We start from the raw sequence: 18335 nt of genomic DNA, 5'->3' as shown, positions 1-18335 counted from the left end.
TTTATCTTCATCAATTTCAGGAGCCACCATGGATCTGATTGCTCTCTCTCGGCTGGGAGGTCGCCATCTGGTCACCCTGCATCTGCTGCTCGACAACCAGAGCGTCACCCGCACCGCCGAACGGCTCTGCACCACCCCTTCCACCGTCAGCAAGACCCTCAACCAGCTGCGGGATCTGCTGGGGGATCAGCTGCTCTACCGTCAGGGCAACCAGCTGCTGCTCACTCCTATGGCCGAGCGACTGGCCCCGACCCTGCACCGGCTGCTGGGTGAGCTGAACGGCCTCACCCGCCAGAATGCCTTCAACCCCCAGCAGTGGCAGGGCAGCTTGCGGCTGGGATTGCGCGAGAGCGTGATGACCTGGCCGGTAGGCCCCATTCTGGGTCGGCTGATGCAGGAGGTGCCGGGCATGGTGCCGGAGATCTGGAACAAGGATGAGCAGGGGCTGGAGGCACTGGCGGCGGGCAAACTCGACTTCGTGATCCTGCCTCATGACCAGAGCCAACCGTTGCCGCGCCAGCCGGGGCTGGTGTGGGAGACCCTGCGGGAAGAAAAACTGGTCTGCCTGCTGCGCAAAGATCACCCGGCGCTGGCCAAGCCCTGGGATCTCGATGCCTACCTGGGCTGGCGCCATATCGCCATCCGGGATCAGGAGCTGGCCAACCCCTTCTTCGAGCAGAGCCTGGCCCAGCAGCAGGTACGTCGCCAGATTGGCGCCACTCTGCCCGATTTTGCCAGCGCCGCAGCCCTGCTGCCCCAGACCGATCTGATCCTCACCGCCATCGGTGGCTGGGCGGCCTGCATGGCCAGTCAGCCGGATCTGGTGCTGCGTCCTGCACCGTTCGATTACGGCAAGGTGAGCCACAGTCTGGTCTGGTATGGCCCGGCCGGAGACGGTTCGGCCCGTCACTGGTTCCGCCAGCGGATCCTGCAACTGGGTCGCGAATTGATTGAGCCCTGAGCCGGGCGACAGCGAGAAGAAGTTGATGTTTCGCCGCGGCGAAACATCAACGGCAATGAGGGATCAGGGGCGTTTGGTATAGATGGGGCTGGGGAAGGAGGCGACGTTGCTGCCCAGCTCCGTGATGCGAGCCGCCCCCTGTTTTCTGACCTGATCGATGCGCAGCACCTGATGCATGGGGATCAGGGTGTGGCGCACATCGGCAAATTCGCTCTTTAGCTTCTCGTGGCCGGGATCGACGATAAGCGCCGTGTGGTTGTCCCAGACAAAGTCGGCAATCTCAATAAAACCGAACAGCGAGCCCTGATTGACTTCGCGCACATACACTTCGTAGCGCTCGCTGTGGCAAATAAACTGAACCCGATATAACGCCTTGCTTTCACTCATGATTATCTGTCATTGAGGGGGAAGAAGATGGCCATTATTCTAGCCGCCGTTCTCGCCCCCTCCAATAGACAGAAATCACAGTTACGGCCTTTCCATGCCGCTCCTCACGCCATAACGGTCACCGGATGACGCAGCCACTCAGCGCATCAGGGCAGGCAGTGAGACCGGCCCCAATCCTGCTGCGCGCAAGCGGCTGGCCAGCTGTTCCAGCTCGGTTTGGCTGGCCTCTGGCCATTGCGCCGCCTCCCCACGTACTCCGTGGTGGCGAAAGCCGTTGAGGCGAATGGGCACAGGCCCAAGCTGCTGCAAAAACGCGGCAAGATCTGCGTCCAGCTCACCATTCGCATCCAGAAAATCGCTCTTGCCAGGCACATGGAGCAGCCGCAGTTCGGTCAGCTTGCCGTGGCTTGCCAGCAGTTTCAGCGAAGCCTGCACCCGCTCACGACCATAGCCGGTCAGGGAGAGGTGCACCGAGTCGCGCCACCCCTTGAGATCGAGCATGGCGCCGTCGAGCACCGGCAGCAGCCGCTGCCAGCCGGTTTCAGCCAGCGAGCCGTTGCTGTCGAGCAGACAGCCGAGATGGGCCAGATCCGGTGAGGCCTTGATGGCGGCAAACAGGGCAACCACGAAGGGGAGCTGGGTGGTCGCCTCGCCACCGGAGACGGTAATCCCGCTGAGCAAGGGGCCGTAGCGGCGCAGCAGGGCCAGCACCTCGGCCACCGTCATGGTGGTGGTCTTGGGATTGGCGCTGCGGGGGCAGGCATCCAGACAAGCATCACAATCGGTGCAGAGCACCGCCTGCCAGCGCACGTTGCGTTTGCCAGGGGGGCCCTCATCCAGAGAGAGGGCGCCACTCGGGCAGACTGCGAGGCAGTCGCCGCAATCATCACACAGCCCTATGGTGTGCGGGTTGTGGCAGCCGGGGCAGCGAAAGTTGCACCCTTGCAGAAACAGCACCAGCCGGTTGCCCGGCCCGTCAACACAGGAGAACGGCAGCACCCTGCTTACCAGGGCGCTACGTGTTGGCAAGACATCAGCCATCAGGACGAACTCAATACTCGCAGATGGTCGATTCGTGGGCGACCACTCGCGGTGCACGCTGACGGATGGCGGTCACTTCACTCGCTTCGGCTCCGAGACAGGTGGTCTGCAACCGCGACCCTTCTTCTGCGAAGCGGGCCATGTCGCTCTTGCGGATCATGTAGCCGGTCACCCGCACCAGATCGCTGTCGGCCACGTTGGCGGTGAACTCGCGCATACCGATGGCGAGCGCCCCCTTGCAGAGCTGCAGCAGCGCCTGCGGGTTCTGGCGGATGGTGGGATCCAGCGTCAGGATCTCGCTGATCCCCGAGTGGTAATAAGTGTGGTGCGGCGCCAGCGCCAGCACGTGACTGGCCGGATCCGGCTCATGACCGTAAGGGATGCGCACCCCGGGAGTCACCGCCACATCGATACTGAGGCCACCCTGTGAGTGCAGCAGCGCATGACCACCCCAGGCGTGGGGCTGCGGGGTACTGGTCACATAGGCGGAAAGCTGGGCCGAGATACGATAGCCAAGCTGGTTCGCCTCCTCGCCATGGCCATAGCGATCCGGCAGGTTCTCTTTATCCATCAGGATATTGACCGCTTCCGCCATGCCGTAGATACCGAACATGGGGACGAAACGATCCTCATCCAGCAGCCCCTCTTTCACCAGGAAGCTGTCGAAGAAACCGGACTCCTGATGCAGGAAAGCGGCCCGCGCTTCGATCAACTGGGAGGCCAGGCGGCAGTAGTGGGGCAGCAGGCAGCCGAGGAAATCATCGATCCCCTGACACTGCTCGGCGACCCGCTTGAGGGAGATGCGCACCAGGGTATTGGCACCACCGGCCTGCGGCAGGGCGTTGTAGCAGCTGACGATGCCAAAACCACGGTTGTCGAAGGTATCGCGGTGGATCGGGTAGTTGGCGATGTGCGGCTTGCTGCACTCGGCGATGTTCTTCACCGCTTGCAGCAGCAGGCTGTCCGGGGTCTGCTCCGGATCGTGGAAGAAGGTGAGGTTCGGTGCCACCTGCTTGAGCTCGTTGTCGATGCGCAGGATCAGGCGGCAGATGCGGTTGTCATCCGGCCCGATGTTGACGTGCATGAAGGCGTCCGGCAGCACCCTGTCCAGATAGACCCAGAACCCCTTCAGCTTGCGATAGAGGGTCTCGTCATCCAGTTCGCCGACGAACGGCAGCAGCAGATGGTCGAGCCGACCCAGCCAGACCGGCATGCCGGTGACGGAGGGGACATGGTGATAGAGGATGCGCAGGGCGTTGAGCGCCTCGTCGAAATCCTGCGGTGGTGCCAGCTCCAACCAGGCAGAGCCCTGACTCAGGAATTTTTCATAGTCCGGCAGCACATAGCGCGGCTTGTAGGGGGCATGCCCTTCGAACATGTCGCAGATAAATCCCTGCTCCATCGCCTCGGCGACTGCAGCAGGCAGGTCGGGGTAGGGCAACGCATTCTCGGCGGCCAGCGCCAGTGCATGGCTCTTCTGGGCTGCGGAGAGATGGGGATCGCGCACGATACGCTGACAGGTTTCGGTCAAAGACATGGGACACTCCTTCACGGACAGAGCCCATATCCTCACCGTTTGCAGGCTTTTTTTGAAGTGACATTCACAACAATACGAATGTCTCAAAAAGACATCCGAAAGAAACGATCACACCCCAAACAGAACGGGGGCCTTGTCTGCCGACAAGGCCCCCGTTGTGCGGATCAGGGCTCGATGATGATGGGCGTGCCCGGTTCGATGGCGCTCCACACCTCGTCCAGCTCGTGGTTGAGCATGGCGATGCAGCCGTTGGTCCAGTTGGAGGGCTGAACCCTGCGGTTGCCAATGCTGTTGCGCTGGCCGTGGATCATGATCATGCCACCCGGACGCACACCCAGCTCATTGGCTCGCTTGATGTCATCCAGGTTCGGATAGTTGATATGGATGGCTTTGTAGTAGCCGGAATTGGTCTTCTTGTAGTCGAGGGTGTAGCGCCCTTCCGGCGTACGCTGATCCCCTTCCTGCTGCTTGTGCCCCTTGGGCGCCGGGCCCAATGCAATCCAGTAGCGTTTAACCTCTTTGCCATCCTTCATCAGGGTCAGGCTATAGGTCGACTTCTTGACTATCACCATGTCGGCAGACAGGTTGGCAAAACTCAGTGCGGGCCAAAGCCCCAACAAACACAGTAATACGGCTCTCATTCCATCCCTCGACAAGCCTCTGGTGCGGGCTTTTCTTGTTACCAGATCATCTGAACTATGCCCGCCGAGCGGCGAGCGAGCGCCATGATATTGGATCGCCATCAATACTCAATATGCCCGGTAAAACATATCTTGCAACTGCGGCGACACCGGCCCTGAGCGCCGTCATCTGGCATTGGTAATTAACAGTTAAAACAACAAGATACAAAACATTATCGCGCTGGCACCCGGGGCAATGATCGGCGAAGATAACACTCCACTCCCCGACAGGTTTATGCCATGCGCTCTTCGTGCCGCCTCGCCACCCTGCTGTTCTCTTCGCTACTGTGCTCGCCGCTGCTGCTCTGGCTGCCCGCCAGTGTCGCCGCTGATGCGCTCTGGCTGCGCGAGCCTGCCCTCTCCCCCGATGGCAAGCAGCTTACCTTCACCTGGCAGGGGCGCATTTTTGTCGCCAGTGCCGAGGGCGGCCCCGCTACAGCGCTCACCGGCAGCGACTACCTGAGCCAGCGGCCAGTCTGGTCGCCGGATGGCAAACGGCTCGCCTTTGCCGCCAATCTCTACGGCAACGAGGATGTGTTCGTGGTACCCACCAGCGGCGGCGAGATGGTGCGCCTCACCCGCGATTCGCGCACCGATCTGCCGCAAGCCTTCAGCGCCGATGGCAAACGGCTGCTGCTGAGCAGCCAGCGGCCGGGGTCCCCCGATGCCGACCATTTTGTCGCGGAAGGCTACCAGTGGGGCGAGCTCTACTGGACTCCGATCAGCGGCGGCACCTTGCAGGCCGATCTGCCGCTGCCAGCGACCCTGGCTCGCCCGCACGGGAAGTTGCTCGCCTATCAGATGCCCACGGCGGATCAACCTTTTCGCAAGCATCAACACTCCTTTGCGGTGCCCCGCCTCTGGCTGTTTGATGGCAAGCAGCACAAGCAGCTGACCGAAGATCGGGTCGCCGCCACTGATCCGGTCTGGAGCGACCAGGGGGATACCCTCTTTTACCTGAGCGAGCGCAGCGGTGATTTCAACGTCTGGCGCCGGGATCTTGCCAGTGGCAAGGAGCAGCAGCTGACCCACTATCAGGGCCATCCGGTGCGGGGGCTCAGCGCTTCCCGCAATGGCGATCTGGTCTGGTCATGGCTGGGTGAACTCTATCGCCTCGATGCCGGTAGCAGCGAGCCGCGCAAATTGATCCTCACCCCGCAGGTGGCAAGCGCGCCGGATGAGGCGAGCGAGGCACTGACCCTGGCGGACGAGGCGCTGGTCAGCGAGGAGGCGGACGAGCTGATCCTGGTGAGCGAGGGCAACCTGTTTGCCGTCGACCCCGAGCGGGAGCGGGTGCGCCAGCTGACCCGCGACCCGAGCGAGCAGTCCAGTCCTCTCTTCGCCGAGCAGGGGCGCGCCCTCATCTATCTGTCGGAGCAGCAGGGGCATGCCGCCCTCTATCGCCTGCGCAAGGGGGATCCGGATCTGTTGTTCAGCGATCCCGGCACCTTGACCGAGAGTCTGCTGCTGGCGATTCCCGACAAGGGGATCAGTCGTCCGGTGCTCTCCCCCGACGGCAAGCAGCTCGCCTTCGTGGTAGATGGCCAGGCCATCCATCTGCTGGATCTGGCGAGCAACAAGCAGCGGGAGCTGGTACCGGCCAGCTTCAACCCCTCGCGCCACGAGGTGCATCTCGCCTTCGCCCCCGACTCCCGCCATCTGGCGCTCACCTTCCGCCCCGATGCGGCGGAGCAGGAGATCGCGGTGATCGATACGGCCAATCCCAAGGCCAAACCGGTCAATGTCAGCCTCAATGGCTATCAGGATGGGCAACCTAGCTGGAGTCAGGATGGCGCCATCCTCTACTGGCAATCGACCCGGTTTGGCGCACTGGGGCCAGATGGCGAGCCCCTCGTCACCAACCTGCTCGGCATTTACAGCAGCCGCGCCGCCAGAGCCGATGCGATGGCCGAACTGGATCCGCCGAAAGGGGGATACGGCTTTGAGAGCGATCGCCTCAACCATAGAGAAGCACTGCTGTTGCAACCCACCGGCACCCTGCTCGCCAGCCGCATCATCGGCGACCAGCTGATCTATCTGGTGGAGGAGATGGGGGTCAACAGCGAGAGCGAGATCAAGGGCTACAGCCTGGATCTGCGCAAGGGCAAAACCCGCGAACTGTTTGGTGAACAGCCCGGCCCCGCGCTGGCAAGCCTCAACCAGCAGGGCACCCTCGCCACCCTGGTGCGGGATGGGGAGATCACCCGCATCCACCTCGACTCCGGCGACGCCACCAGCGCCCCCTTCGCCTTGCAACCCACCGGCCGCTGGCAGGAACGCATGACCGCCGCCTTCGATCAGATCGCCCGGCTCACCCGGGATGAGTTCTATCTGGACGATATGAACGGAGTGAACTGGGACAGCTATGTCGCCGCTTACCGCCGCCTGCTGCCGGGCATTGGCAACCCGCGGGACTTTGGCAACCTGTTGGCGGAGCTGGCTGGTGAGCTCAATGTCTCCCACACCTGGGGCAACGGCCCCGCTCCCTTCCCGCGCATGGCGGACGAGACCGCCAGCCTCGGCGGCTACTGGCAGGATGGCGAGCAAGGGGTGGAGCTCACCGCCCTGCTCTCTGGCGGCCCGCTGGATCAGGAGAGCGATATCGCCCCGGGCGCCCGCCTGCTCGCCATCAACGGCAGCCCGATTGCCAATCAGGCCGAGCTGGATCGGGCCCTCAACCATCAGGTCGATGCCCGGCTCGCCCTCACCTTCCAGCAGGCGGGCAACAAGCAAACTGACGAGGTGGTGCTCACCGCCATCGACAAACAGCAGGAGTACCAGTTGCAACAGGCTAGCTGGATTGAGAAACGGCGGGAGCAGGTGGCCAGGCTGAGCGGAGGACGGGTCGGCTACGTCTATCTGCCTGCAATGAATAGCGAGGTCTACGATACGGTGGTGGCGGATGCCCTCGGCAGACAGCGCAATCGCGATGCGCTGATCGTCGATGTCCGCTTCAACAGCGGCGGCTATCTGGCCAATACCCTGGTGGAGTTTCTGACCGGCAGCGGCAGCACCAAGGGGATGGGCAGCAGCTGGCCCCGTCAGGGCAAGGGTGAAACCGACGCAGCCACCCGCCAGTGGACCAAGCCTTCGGTGGTGCTGGTGAACGCCGCCAGCTACTCGGAAGGCTCCGCCTTCCCCGAGTACTACCGCGCCCTCAAGGTCGGCCCCATCGTCGGCGATCCGGTGCCCGGCACCGGCACCATGGTCTACAACCACGACTCCCGGCTGATCCCGGGGCTCGCCTACGGCATTCCGACCCTGGGGCTACGCAAACCGGACGGCACCTTCTACGAAAATCAGGAGTTGATACCAGACCTGCAGGTGCCGCTCACCCCCGCCGACATGGTGGCCGGGCGTGACCCGCAACTGGAGGCGGCGGTACAAGCCGCCCTCAAGCAGTTGCCAGCCAGCGCCAAATAATGGCCCCCGTCGAGCTCAACGAAAGCGAAACAGCTCGCGATGCAGATGCCCGTCCGGCAACAGCCGGGTCAGGGCATCTGCCATCCCCTCCGGCCCGCAAAACCACACCTGCTCGGGCGCATCCTGCGCGATCCGGGTCAGATCCAGCCGCCCGGCAGCCTTGTCCAGATGCAGCTGATAGCGCACGCCGGTGTGATGACAGAGCTCGGCCAACCGCCGGTGGTAGACGGCGCCTGCCAGATCCGGCGCACACTGGATCAGAGTGATCCCCTCGCTGCGCTCGCCACGGGCAGCCAACCCCTCCAACCAGGCGACAAACGGGGTGATGCCGATCCCGGCCCCCAGCCAGAGGGCTCGCCCTCCCCCTTGCGGGACGACAAAGGCGCCATAGGGCCCGGTCACCACCGCCCCATCCCCGGCGCGCGCCTGTGCCACCAGCTGACGGGTATGATCCCCGAGCGCCCGCACCGCTATCACCAGCTGGCGCCGATCCGCTGACACCCGCACCAGGGTAAAGGGGTGCGGCCCCTCCTTGGCGTCAAACTCGAAGAAGGCAAACTGGCCCGGGCGGTAATGGGCGAGCGGCCGCTCCAGCTGCATGGTCAGCTCGCAGGTCTGATCCGCCAGCGCCCGCACCGCAATGACCCGGCCCGGATGGCGATCCCGCGCTCCTACCTGCCCCAGCAGGGAGTAGAGGGCGCCGATAGCGCCGATCCCGCCAACCAGCCAGATCGACACCCCCACCGGGGTCATGGCCCCCACCTGAGGCAACAGGCAGAGCCCGTGACACCAGCCCGCCAGATAGATGAGCGGGGCCAGCCGGTGGATCAGTCGAAAACGGCCATAACTCACCAGTGCCAGCAAACTCAGCACCACCAGCGCGATCAGCAGATAGAAACTCCACTCCCCCAGGGTATTGCCAAAGGCATGGAGCGAGATGCCATTGCCTGCTCCGACACCCACTTCGGCAGCGCTGGCCCCACGCCATGCGGGACGACTCAGCCAACCTGCCGAGACCGCCCACTTGGGGGCCTCCACCAGCAGCCAGTGGGCGGTCAGCGCCAATGCGCCGCCGATGGCCGTCTGACGGTGCAATCGCAACATCCGATCCAGACCGCCACACCAGAGCTCCAGCTGCGGCAGGCGCAACGCCAGCAACAGCGAAATTGCCATATAGGTCATCCCCAGCAGGCCGGTCAGCAATAACATCTCATGGCGCCAGGGCCACACCCCGTTGGCATCCCCCGCATAACCGAGCCACCAGACCCCGACCGCCAGCAGTGGCAACAGCCACCAAACCCGTTTATCCGTCATAACATGCTCCCTGGTTCCATCGCTGCAGGGCCTCATCTCCCTGCTCATGGCGCCATTACACACCCGTCCGGTCACAAGACTTTGCCAGAGGGGGAAGGTTGTGTGGCAATGTGTGACAAACGGAAACAAAAGAGGGGCCGACTGGCCCCTCGTGATCACGCTTGCAGGCTCGCCTCTCTTCATAGGAGATGGCGCACAATCCACCTCCGCTGTGATTGACGACCTGCCAGAAAAAGGAATCAAATGGGGACATCACATATCTGCGGCGGAAAACCTGCAGCCCACTCTTCCGGACAAGGAGCCCCCCTTGCTTGCATCCACCGAAAAACGCTTCTGCCCCCACTGTCAGCGCGAGACCAACCATGTCGTGGTGCTGGTCGACAAATCCTTTGGCAAACAGCCGACACCGGAGCAAAAGCGCAAAGCGTTTATCAAGGACTTCATTACCGGCTGGGCAGCAGGCCCCTTTCTGGCCAACATGGATCGCTTTGAACGCCATGTCATCTGTGAACATTGCGGCAATAAAGTCATTGATGAATGACCAATCATGACCAAAAAAGACACGTGACAGCGAACTGCCCGCCTCGCAGTGAGTGACCGGTTATAAAACAGAAAGGGGCCAACCGGCCCCTTATGATGATGACTTGGTCGCTGTGGATCGCTTTCGCATCAAGCGATACAGCAGCTTGTTGTATTTCGCCCAGGAGTGGATCAGCAGGAAGATGCCGAATAGCAGGGCCAGAAACAGTTGCCCCACCTCGACGGCATCCAGCGAGCCGATAAAGCTCTGATTCTCTTCCGTCTCCAGATAGTTGAGCCAGGGTTGCAGCGCCAGAAACAACCAGCCACTCCAGGTCACCAGCAGAAGCAACAGATCCCGCAGCCGGTACTTCCAACTGCGCCGGGTGCCGTTGCTGATGATCATCTCGTTCGCCAGCTTATGTTTTGTCACGGAATGACTCTCCTCGGTCAGGACTCTCCCACACGGCCAACTGGCCACGGCGACGCAGGATCGCCTTGGGCACAGCCACCACCACGGTCACCAGATTGAGCAGCCAGTAGATGAGCGGATACCAGACGCACCAGATAAAGCTGCGGGCCATGCTCTTGTCGTAGTGGTGGTCGATAAAGATGCTGACCCCGAACTGCAGCAGGCAGATGGCAGTCATCATCACCCCGGTCCACTGGAACAGGTGACCCACCGCCAGCCCGCTCAGGTTCGGCTCCATCAGCCAGATCAGCGCCAGCAGCAACATGCTGTAGCACCAGGTCACGCTGGAGAGATACTCCAGCAGCAGCAGCCAGAAGCGGCGGTTGCGCCAGCGCATCGCCTGCAACCCGTAGCGCAGAAACACCTCGGCGCCCCCCTGCGCCCAGCGCAGCCGCTGCTTGTAGAGGCCACGCACCGTCTCCGGCATCAGCACCCAGCAGAGCGCCTGCGGTTGGTAGTGGATGAGCCAACCGGCCAGCTGCAACTTCCAGCTGATGTCGATGTCCTCGGTCACCATGTCATTGCTCCAGCCGCCGACCGCCTCGACCGCCTGCTTGCGAAAGGCCACCACCACCCCGGAGACGGTGAAGACGGTGCCGTAGATCCGCTGGGCCCGCTTGATGAGGCCGATGATGGAGCTGAACTCGCCAGTCTGGATCTTGCCGATGATGGTGGAACGGGTACGCACCCGCGGATTGCCGGTAACCGCCCCGACCCTCGGGCTCTCGATGAAGTGCTTCACCATCCAGCGCACCGCGTCATAGTCCAGCACCGCATCCCCGTCGATGCCGACCAGGATCTCCCCACTGGCCACGGCTAGCCCGTTGTTGAGTGCCATCGCCTTGCCCTGGTTGTGCTGATGGAGCACGGTCAGGCGCGGATCCTGCTGCGCCAGCCGATCCAGCCGCACGCCGGTGTCATCCTTGCTGCCATCGTTGATGGCCAGCACCTCGAAATCGGGATAACGCTGGCGCAGCAGGTGGCCGATGGTCTCCTCGACGTTGGCGCCCTCGTTGTAGCAGGGCACCATTAACGTCACTTTGGGGTAATAGGGGAGCTCCAACCCCTGCTTGGCCAGCGCGATATCCCGGCGCTCCCACTGAAAGTAGTAATAGAGGCCGCCACAGACCCACACCATCGCCATCAGGCTGGGATAGGCCAGGGTAAAGATGGCGATGCCTTCCAGAAGCTCCTTCACCGTAGCGCCTCCCCGTGGGTCGCCGTGGCGGCACTGACTGCAACCGGCGTGGCTGGCAGCTGGGTCGGCTGAGGCTGGGTCTGCACCGAGAAGACCGGCTTGAGCACCGCCGGATCCGGCTGATTGTTGTGAAAATCATCCGGGTAGTAACCAAAATTGGTCACCCCCTTGCGCTGGATGATCTCCATCCAGCGCGCCAGCTCGGCATCGGGGATGGGCTGGTCGGTACGCCAGTTGCGGCTCTGCAGCTCGAACACCAGCCGATTGGCCGGCACCTGTGCCAGTGAATCTTCCGCCAGCTTGGCCAGCCACTCATCGGGGTTTTCCGCCTGCTCCATATAGGGCATGGCCATCACGGCGGTGTAGTCATAGGCCTTGGCAAACGCCGCCATGCTCTGGGCAAACCACTGCTGGGATTGCGGCTCGGTCACCAGCGCTGCATAGATGTTGCGGGCGGTCTTGAGCCCGTCGGCGCCCCCCTGGCGGTAGCGGGCGGCGGCATCGCGCAGCGCCATGGTGAAGTCGATCAACAGATCGGTCTTCTGCTCCCCCTGCGCCTGCAGCGCGTCAGGAGTGCGCGCCAGCGGCATCGGCCCCTCGTAGTCGCTGAGGAAGGCGTCATCGTGGAACAGCAGGCCGTCAAACTTGGTGTAAAAACCGAGATCCTCATAGATATCCAGCAACAGCTGACGGCTGGCAGGATCCCAGGGCGAGAGGCGCAGATACTGCCCCTTGGCGGGGGCGCCGGTACGGCTGTCGGTGACATAGGCGTGGTTCGGTCCCATGTCATAGGCCATCACCGGCATCCAGGCAAACACCTTGACCCCGGCCCGGGTCTTGAGCTGCCAGGCCACCCGGTTGAAGAGATCCGCCTTGACCGGCATATGACGGTTGGGGAAATAGAGCGCCTCCGCCACCCCGTCGCCATTGTCATCGGCATAGGCCTGCAGATAGACGGTGGTGATGCCGTAGCCTTTGATCCGATCCAGCAGCATGTCGATGTTCTTGTTCATCTGCAGCGGATCCTTGTCGTAGACATAGTCCAGATCCACGTGCACCAAGCGCTCCACCTGCCGCTCCCAGGTATTGCCTCCCATGATCTCGTCCAGAGTTTCGAGGCTGGTGTCCTCCTCCAGCAGATAGCGGCGCACCGTGCTGCCCGAGTCACTCAGCTTGTTGAGCCCTTCGGCCAGCGTGAAGGTGTAGGGCATCCCGGCCGCACTGGCCAGCTCCAGCGCCGTCTGGTTGAAGGCGCCGTAGGGCCAGACCAGGATCCGTGGTGCCCGACCGGTCTGCTCCCTGAGCTGACTGGCCGATGCATCGAAGTCGGCTTTTATCCGGGCCCGGTAGTCGGCCATGCTCTCGTAGCCATGCTGGCTCCAGCCTGCGGTGGTCACCGCCGGCTGCACGTTGCCCTGCGGGTTGGCGAGCAACCCGTAGTGGGAGGTGAAGGTGTGGGAAGCCAGCTCCACCAGCCCGGAGTCCTGCATCTCGCGGATCTGCGGCCAGCCGACGAAGTAGCTGCGTGGCAGCTTGTCATTGCCATACGGGACCATCTTGTCATCGGCCACATCCAGCCAGCTGCCCACCAGCGCAAAGACTGCCGGGTAGTTGTAAAGCTTGAGCAGCGGATAGACCAGCCGGTAGAAGCTCTCGTAACCGTCATCGAAGCTGAGCAGGATCGCCTTCTCCGGCAGCGGTGCCTTGCCCGCTTTGGAATCCAGGATCTGCTGGAAGCTGACCGGGTGATAGCCCTGCTGCTTGATCCAGTTGAAGTGGCGGATCAGGGTGTCGCGCCGGATGGTCTGGGGGTAGAGCTTGAGGTTGGGGGTCAATTTCAGATCGACGATATCGTGGTAGCAGAGCACCACATAGTCATCGGGTTGCCGGGCCGCCTGCGTCAGCGAAGGCAGCAGTGCAAGCAGCACAACAAAAGGAGCAAGCCAGCGTCTCATCACATGAAACTCCATTGCAGATTGGCGAAGATGAAATTTCCGAACTCGGGATTGCCGTCATAGATGGCCTGACGGCGGCCAAGGCCATAGCCCAGGCTGAGGGCGGGAGAGAGTATCCAGTCGTGGCGATAGCTGAGCTGCCACCCCTGATCGCTGCCATAGCCCTGTTGCCAGTAGTGATTGCCACTCATGGTGAGGCTCTGCAGCAGGGAGCGACGCCTATCCAGCGGCAGCCGGTAGCGCCCCGCCAGCTCCAGCTCCAGATTGCGATCCTGCAGGGGATTGAAGTAGTCGACCTCCACCGCCTCGTTGCGGGAGGTGGCGCCGCGCAAGGTGGTATCGAACCACCAGCGATCACGACGCCAGAGATCCTGACGCAGCCAGCCGGAGGCGGTCAGCCGCCGGTTACCATCGCTGATATCCATCCGCTCCAGCCGCAGCGCCCCCTCGCGGGTCTCATCCTGACGCCAGCCCAGATCGAGTTGGTATTGATCGGCGTAGTTGCCGCGCGCCAGTGCCCGCAACGGAGTGTCGGCACTGTTGAGGTTGATGGCAGTGCCCAGCGTCCAGCGATCGTCCAGCCGCCAGTCGAGGCGACTCCACAGATAGCCTTTGTGGTTGAGCTCGCTACCCGTGCCACCCTCCAGCGTCAGCTGCAGCGGGTAGAAAAAGATCTCGGCCCCCAGCCCGGTATAGGCGGCGCGCTCGGGCTGTTGATCGAACTCACCAAAGCTGCCCTGACGGCGGACAAACAGCCGATCGCCACCATCAGTGCGAGCGCTGTAGAGGCGGCTGTCGTAGCTCCAGTCACGGCTGGCCTGCACCGAGCCCCCTTCGTTGCGGCCGTGGGTAACCTCGGTGACCAATTGCGGGGCCTGCTCCAGAGTCAGCCGCTGCTGCAGCTCCTGACGATCCCGGGTCAGGTTACCCAGGGTGCGCACGGCCTGCGGCGTGCCCTGCCAGTCGCCCTTGTCGAGCCGGGCATTGAGGCGACCGGGCTCGGCCAGCACGGTGCGGCCGGCTGGTAGCCAGCGCACCGCCTGCTGATAAGCCTGCTCGGCTTCATCGGGATGACCCCGCCAGCGGCGGATATCCCCAAGTTGCAGCCAGAGCCAGGGGTTGGCTGGCGCGGTTTTCAGCCACCCTTCCAACTGTTTTTCTGCGGTGCCCGCCTCACCACGCCAAGCCTGCAGCAGGGTTTTCAGCTGCAACACCTTCTCGTAGTCATCGTTGGCCATTCGCATGTTGCCGGTGAAATCCCAGCGCGTCGGCGGCTCCTGCCAACCAGCCAGCAGCCCCTGCGCCGCGCCATAGCGTTCGCCATCGCTATAGGCGTAGAAGCGCTTCTCCAGCAGCAGCTTGTCTTTGGCGCGCGCCGGCGTCGCCAGTTGCTGGTAAATCACGGAGGCCTCATCCACCCGTCCCAGTCCGGCCAGCGCATCGGCGCGCGCCTCCAGCACATAGTCGGGTAGCGGCCCCTCGGCCTGCAGCGCGGCGGACTCCTGCTCGGCCCGGACAAAATCACCGAGGGCCACCAGCGTCACCACCACATCGCGGCGGGCACTGATGTAGAGCACATGATCGCGTGGTGCGCGGGCCAGGATCCTGTCTTGCAACGCCAGCGTGCGAGTCAGGGAGCGACGGGCCAGCGCCGGATCCTCGGTCTGGGCCGAGATCCGCAGCAGGTTGACCGCCTGGTAGTAGTCGAGCCAGAGCCGGTCGACCGGTTTGAACAGCTTGGGGTAACGGCCCATCAGCTCCGCTGCCGCAGGGCCCGCCCCCAGGCTCACCGCCACCCGATAGAGCGCCAGCACCTGCTCGGGGTTGTCCGGCTCCAGCTCCAGCCACTGCTGGCGGGCCAGCAGCTCACCCATAGGATCTTCACCCTGACGGGCAGCATAGATGCGGGCATCGAGGATCGCCTGATCGCGGCCGAAACGGGCTTCATAATCAGCCGCTGCGCTGCGGGCCAGCTCGCGGTCGCCCTGGTCACTGGCGGTGAGAAACAGCCCGAGCCAGCCATTGCGGTTGGCAGGATCGCGCCCCTGCAGGATGCGGTAATAGCTGATTGCCTCGGAGTAGCGCTTCTCGTCGCGGGCGGCACGCGCCACCCCTTCCAGCGTACTGTTGCTGATGGGGCTGAACTCGCACGGCTCACAGGCAACCAGCGCGCCCTTGCGATCCCCCCGCCACAACTGCACAGCGATCAGGTCATCGAGCACCTTGCCATCCGCACTCTGGCGATAGAGGGCGCTCAGCCCGTGCGCCGCCGCATCCAGCTCCCCCGCCCGGGCCTTGATCACCCAGGCTTCGCGCGCCCTGTCCACCTCACTGGCACACACCAGCAGGGGCAACAGCGCCAACATCAAAAAGATGCGATTCATTCGCAACATACCACCCATAACAAACGCTGGTCGTATCGTCCCTGCACGGCCATACGGATATACACACCCGTCCGCTCCTGCCTGATGAGCAAGAGGGCTTCCTGACTTGTGTGCTGATTTCGAGGGTGAAAGGCGGGCAGTGGGCCAGCACCTTTCCTATGTGCGGCCCAGCCATCTCCGAGCGGAGATCTGAGGCTTTCCGAACCCGATTCACATCGGGAGTGGCAAGACGGGCGATTCTGCCGTTGTGGACAATTTAGTCAATCCGGAAAAATGGGAATGGTTATCAAATGGATTGGTCTGCTTGATATTTATGCACAAAGATAGCGACAAAAAACACTATTGATAAATTAGGCAAAACCGTGTGGATTGCGGGCTCCATGACAGTGCCACCCACTATTCGTATTCATGTTCATACGAATACATATCTGATGAAAAGATTGCAGTCCCAATCTACAAAGCGACAGGGCACGTCGCAACCTACCCGCAAAATGGCAACACCAGACGCTGTTGCGACAACAAATAGCCACGAAAAGCGATGCTCCCGACCAGATCGCCGGGAGCACCGTGAATTACGCAGCTGACGCTCGTCGGTAATGGTTAACGATCCACGCTTCGAAATCGGCCAGCATGCGGGTTTCCGACTCGCGGTTGTCGGCGATAAGCTCTGCGCCGTGCACCACCCGGATATGGGCGTCGAGCGGGGAACCCTCACCGGCGGCGGGGCGTTGCAGGGCAGCGGCCATGCAGGCTTGAGCCTGTTGCCACGCCTCGGCGGCGCTCAGGTTGCACGCATCCGCCAGCGGCACCGCGCTGAATCCCTCGCCGGTCAGGCTGCGCAGGGTCGCATCGTGGCTCATGCCGTTGCCAGGCCCCCAGTAATGAGTGGCCAGATCCGGTCCGATGCGCGGGTTGTCGGTGAGGTAGCCATCACGCTTGAGGAAGTAAGCGCGGGTCTGCTCCACCGCCATCAGCGCCAGCAAGTAACCGTGATAGGCACAGGCCGACTCCTGATTCAGGAGGTGCGGGATGGCCAGCAGCGGGCGCGGGCTCTCTACCCCGACGATCTGGCGCTCCCACTGGCGGGCCAGTGCCAGCACTGCCGCGGGGGTGCGCTCGGCCTCATCCATGGCGTAGAGATCCCGCTCGAAGTAGGCCACCAGCGCTATCTGGCGCTCGTTAAAGGCCCGAAATGGCTGGCGCGCGGCGAGCACCTCCTTGATGAGGGCATCGGGAACTGCCTCTCCCGCCGCATTTCTGGCGTAGCGTTTGAGCCAGTCGGCATCGTCCAGCAGGCTGTCGCAGAACATCGACTGGGTCTCGGCATAGGCCATGGAGGTGGGTGGAAACTCCTGTGAGAAGCAGGGGGCGTTGCCGGTGACATTGGCAAAATGCGCGGCATGCCCACCCTCGTGGAACAGGGTGTTGAGGCCGTTCCAGCCGCTGCCCACCTGCGCCGGGTCGGCCAGGCTGGTGAAATTGACCACAGCCGGCACCCACTCCCCCTGCTGGAAGAAGCTCGGCACCGGGCCGTGGCAGAAGCCGTTCTCGTATTTCCCCTCCCGGGTCAGCAGGTCCAGCGTCAGGGTCGCCCCGCGATACTGGATGCCGAGACGGCGGAAGCTCTCGACCCAATCCTTCAGCGCCCGCGAGAAGGGCACATAAGGATCGAGCTGGCGAGTCACGTCGCCGCTCACGCTGTAACGCAGGTTGTGGGGCAGCAGCGCCGCCTCCCCCTTGGTGGCCTTCAGCTCGGCCAGACTCTGCTGCAGCCGGGCGTCGGTGCGGGCAATGAAGTCGTCGAGGATGGCGAACAGCTGCTCCGGGCTCATCTGCTCGTTCTTGCGCACCTTGTAGTCGAAGTAGTCGCGATAGCCCATGGCGCGGGCAAAGCGATTGCGGATCGCCACCACCTCGAGAAAACCGTTGCCGACCACCCACTGCTCCAGGGTGTGGAACATGGCGAGCGCGCTCTGGCGCACCGCCTCGTTCGGGCTGGCGGCAAGGGAGGTGCTGGCGGCGGGCAGGCTACCGGCCACCTGCTGGCCCTGCTCATCCAACAGGGTCAGTTTCAGCCCCTTGCGGCGGGCGAACAGCTCCGCCTCGGCGGCCACCAGCTCGTCCATCAGGGCGGCGGCGGCCGGATCCTCGATGACATTGCATTCGAAGAAGGCGATCCAGCCTTGCAGGCCGCGCTTGAGATCATCCTGTTCGGCCTGGGCCAGCATATCCCGCAATGCGGGCAGGCGGGCCGGATTGGCACAGAACGCCTTGTAGGTCTGCTCGGCCGCAGTGAAACCAACCTGATCGTCGCTGGTGCCCATATAGGTGGACCAGAACAGATCCTCCTTGCGCCTGTGTACCTGCAGGTAGTCGGCGTTGAGCTGGTTGAAGTAATTCCTGGCAATGGAACTCATAAATTCCCTCTTGTGACGGGATCACCCAGAGCGGGGCCCACTCCTTT

At 62.9% G+C, this 18335-nt stretch carries 13 protein-coding genes; 3 read left to right on the top strand and 10 right to left on the bottom strand.

Features of this window, described 5'->3' with window-relative positions:
* The first annotated feature begins 28 nt into the window (after positions 1-28).
* On the top strand, positions 29-961 hold the full coding sequence (locus I6G90_RS18495; RefSeq protein ID WP_197928658.1) for a LysR family transcriptional regulator: 933 nt from the start codon (positions 29-31) through the stop codon (positions 959-961).
* A 63-nt stretch (positions 962-1024) separates the two neighbouring features.
* Here I6G90_RS18495 and I6G90_RS18490 read toward each other — a convergent pair whose 3' ends face one another.
* From I6G90_RS18490 to I6G90_RS18475, 4 genes are all read right to left on the bottom strand, one after another.
* Positions 1025-1348, bottom strand: coding sequence for a DUF1820 family protein (locus I6G90_RS18490; protein WP_042059647.1), 324 nt, complete (start codon positions 1346-1348; stop codon positions 1025-1027).
* A gap of 138 nt (positions 1349-1486) precedes the next feature.
* A complete protein-coding gene (locus I6G90_RS18485) occupies positions 1487-2389 on the bottom strand; it encodes a YjjW family glycine radical enzyme activase (RefSeq protein WP_197928656.1) in 903 nt (300 codons plus the stop codon).
* Positions 2390-2399: 10 nt separating this feature from the next.
* The gene (locus I6G90_RS18480; protein WP_197928654.1) at positions 2400-3926 is read right to left on the bottom strand and encodes a YjjI family glycine radical enzyme; all 1527 of its coding nucleotides are present in this window, start codon (positions 3924-3926) and stop codon (positions 2400-2402) included.
* Between the two features lie 164 nt (positions 3927-4090).
* Positions 4091-4567 (bottom strand): L,D-transpeptidase family protein, encoded by a 477-nt coding sequence (locus I6G90_RS18475; protein ID WP_042059638.1) that lies wholly within the window; start codon positions 4565-4567, stop codon positions 4091-4093.
* Between the two features lie 279 nt (positions 4568-4846).
* Between I6G90_RS18475 and I6G90_RS18470 the strand changes: the two genes are divergently transcribed.
* A complete protein-coding gene (locus I6G90_RS18470; protein WP_197928652.1) occupies positions 4847-8029 on the top strand; it encodes a S41 family peptidase in 3183 nt (1060 codons plus the stop codon).
* Between the two features lie 15 nt (positions 8030-8044).
* On the opposite strand, the gene I6G90_RS18465 is transcribed toward I6G90_RS18470, so the two are convergent.
* The gene (locus I6G90_RS18465; protein ID WP_197928650.1) at positions 8045-9343 is read right to left on the bottom strand and encodes a ferredoxin reductase family protein; all 1299 of its coding nucleotides are present in this window, start codon (positions 9341-9343) and stop codon (positions 8045-8047) included.
* A 112-nt stretch (positions 9344-9455) separates the two neighbouring features.
* On the opposite strand from I6G90_RS18465, the gene I6G90_RS21355 reads away from it, so the two are divergent.
* Positions 9456-9884 (top strand): hypothetical protein, encoded by a 429-nt coding sequence (locus I6G90_RS21355; protein ID WP_232254372.1) that lies wholly within the window; start codon positions 9456-9458, stop codon positions 9882-9884.
* Positions 9885-9974: 90 nt separating this feature from the next.
* Here the strand turns inward: I6G90_RS21355 and I6G90_RS18455 are convergent, their stop codons facing one another.
* From I6G90_RS18455 to I6G90_RS18435, 5 genes are all read right to left on the bottom strand, one after another.
* The gene (locus I6G90_RS18455; RefSeq protein WP_163128837.1) at positions 9975-10295 is read right to left on the bottom strand and encodes a hypothetical protein; all 321 of its coding nucleotides are present in this window, start codon (positions 10293-10295) and stop codon (positions 9975-9977) included.
* The gene (gene pgaC / locus I6G90_RS18450; RefSeq protein WP_197928648.1) at positions 10282-11532 is read right to left on the bottom strand and encodes a poly-beta-1,6-N-acetyl-D-glucosamine synthase; all 1251 of its coding nucleotides are present in this window, start codon (positions 11530-11532) and stop codon (positions 10282-10284) included. Before pgaC ends, I6G90_RS18455 begins: the two co-directional genes overlap by 14 nt.
* Positions 11529-13487, bottom strand: a complete 1959-nt coding sequence (pgaB, locus tag I6G90_RS18445) for a poly-beta-1,6-N-acetyl-D-glucosamine N-deacetylase PgaB (protein ID WP_197928646.1) — start codon at positions 13485-13487, stop codon at positions 11529-11531. The genes pgaC and pgaB overlap by 4 nt, the downstream gene beginning before the upstream one ends.
* Positions 13487-15871, bottom strand: coding sequence for a poly-beta-1,6 N-acetyl-D-glucosamine export porin PgaA (pgaA, locus tag I6G90_RS18440; RefSeq protein ID WP_232254371.1), 2385 nt, complete (start codon positions 15869-15871; stop codon positions 13487-13489). The genes pgaB and pgaA overlap by 1 nt, the downstream gene beginning before the upstream one ends.
* A 572-nt stretch (positions 15872-16443) precedes the next feature.
* Positions 16444-18288: a M3 family metallopeptidase gene (locus I6G90_RS18435; protein ID WP_197928642.1), complete on the bottom strand. Its 1845-nt coding sequence runs from the start codon at positions 18286-18288 to the stop codon at positions 16444-16446.
* Between the last annotated feature and the right edge of the window lie 47 nt (positions 18289-18335).

Origin of the sequence: Aeromonas allosaccharophila (assembly GCF_016026615.1) — a bacterium.
In the GTDB taxonomy this organism is placed as follows: Bacteria; Pseudomonadota; Gammaproteobacteria; order Enterobacterales; family Aeromonadaceae; genus Aeromonas; species Aeromonas allosaccharophila.
Note: the sequence above shows the minus strand (reverse complement) of the source record. Positions and strands in the feature narration are given on the sequence as shown.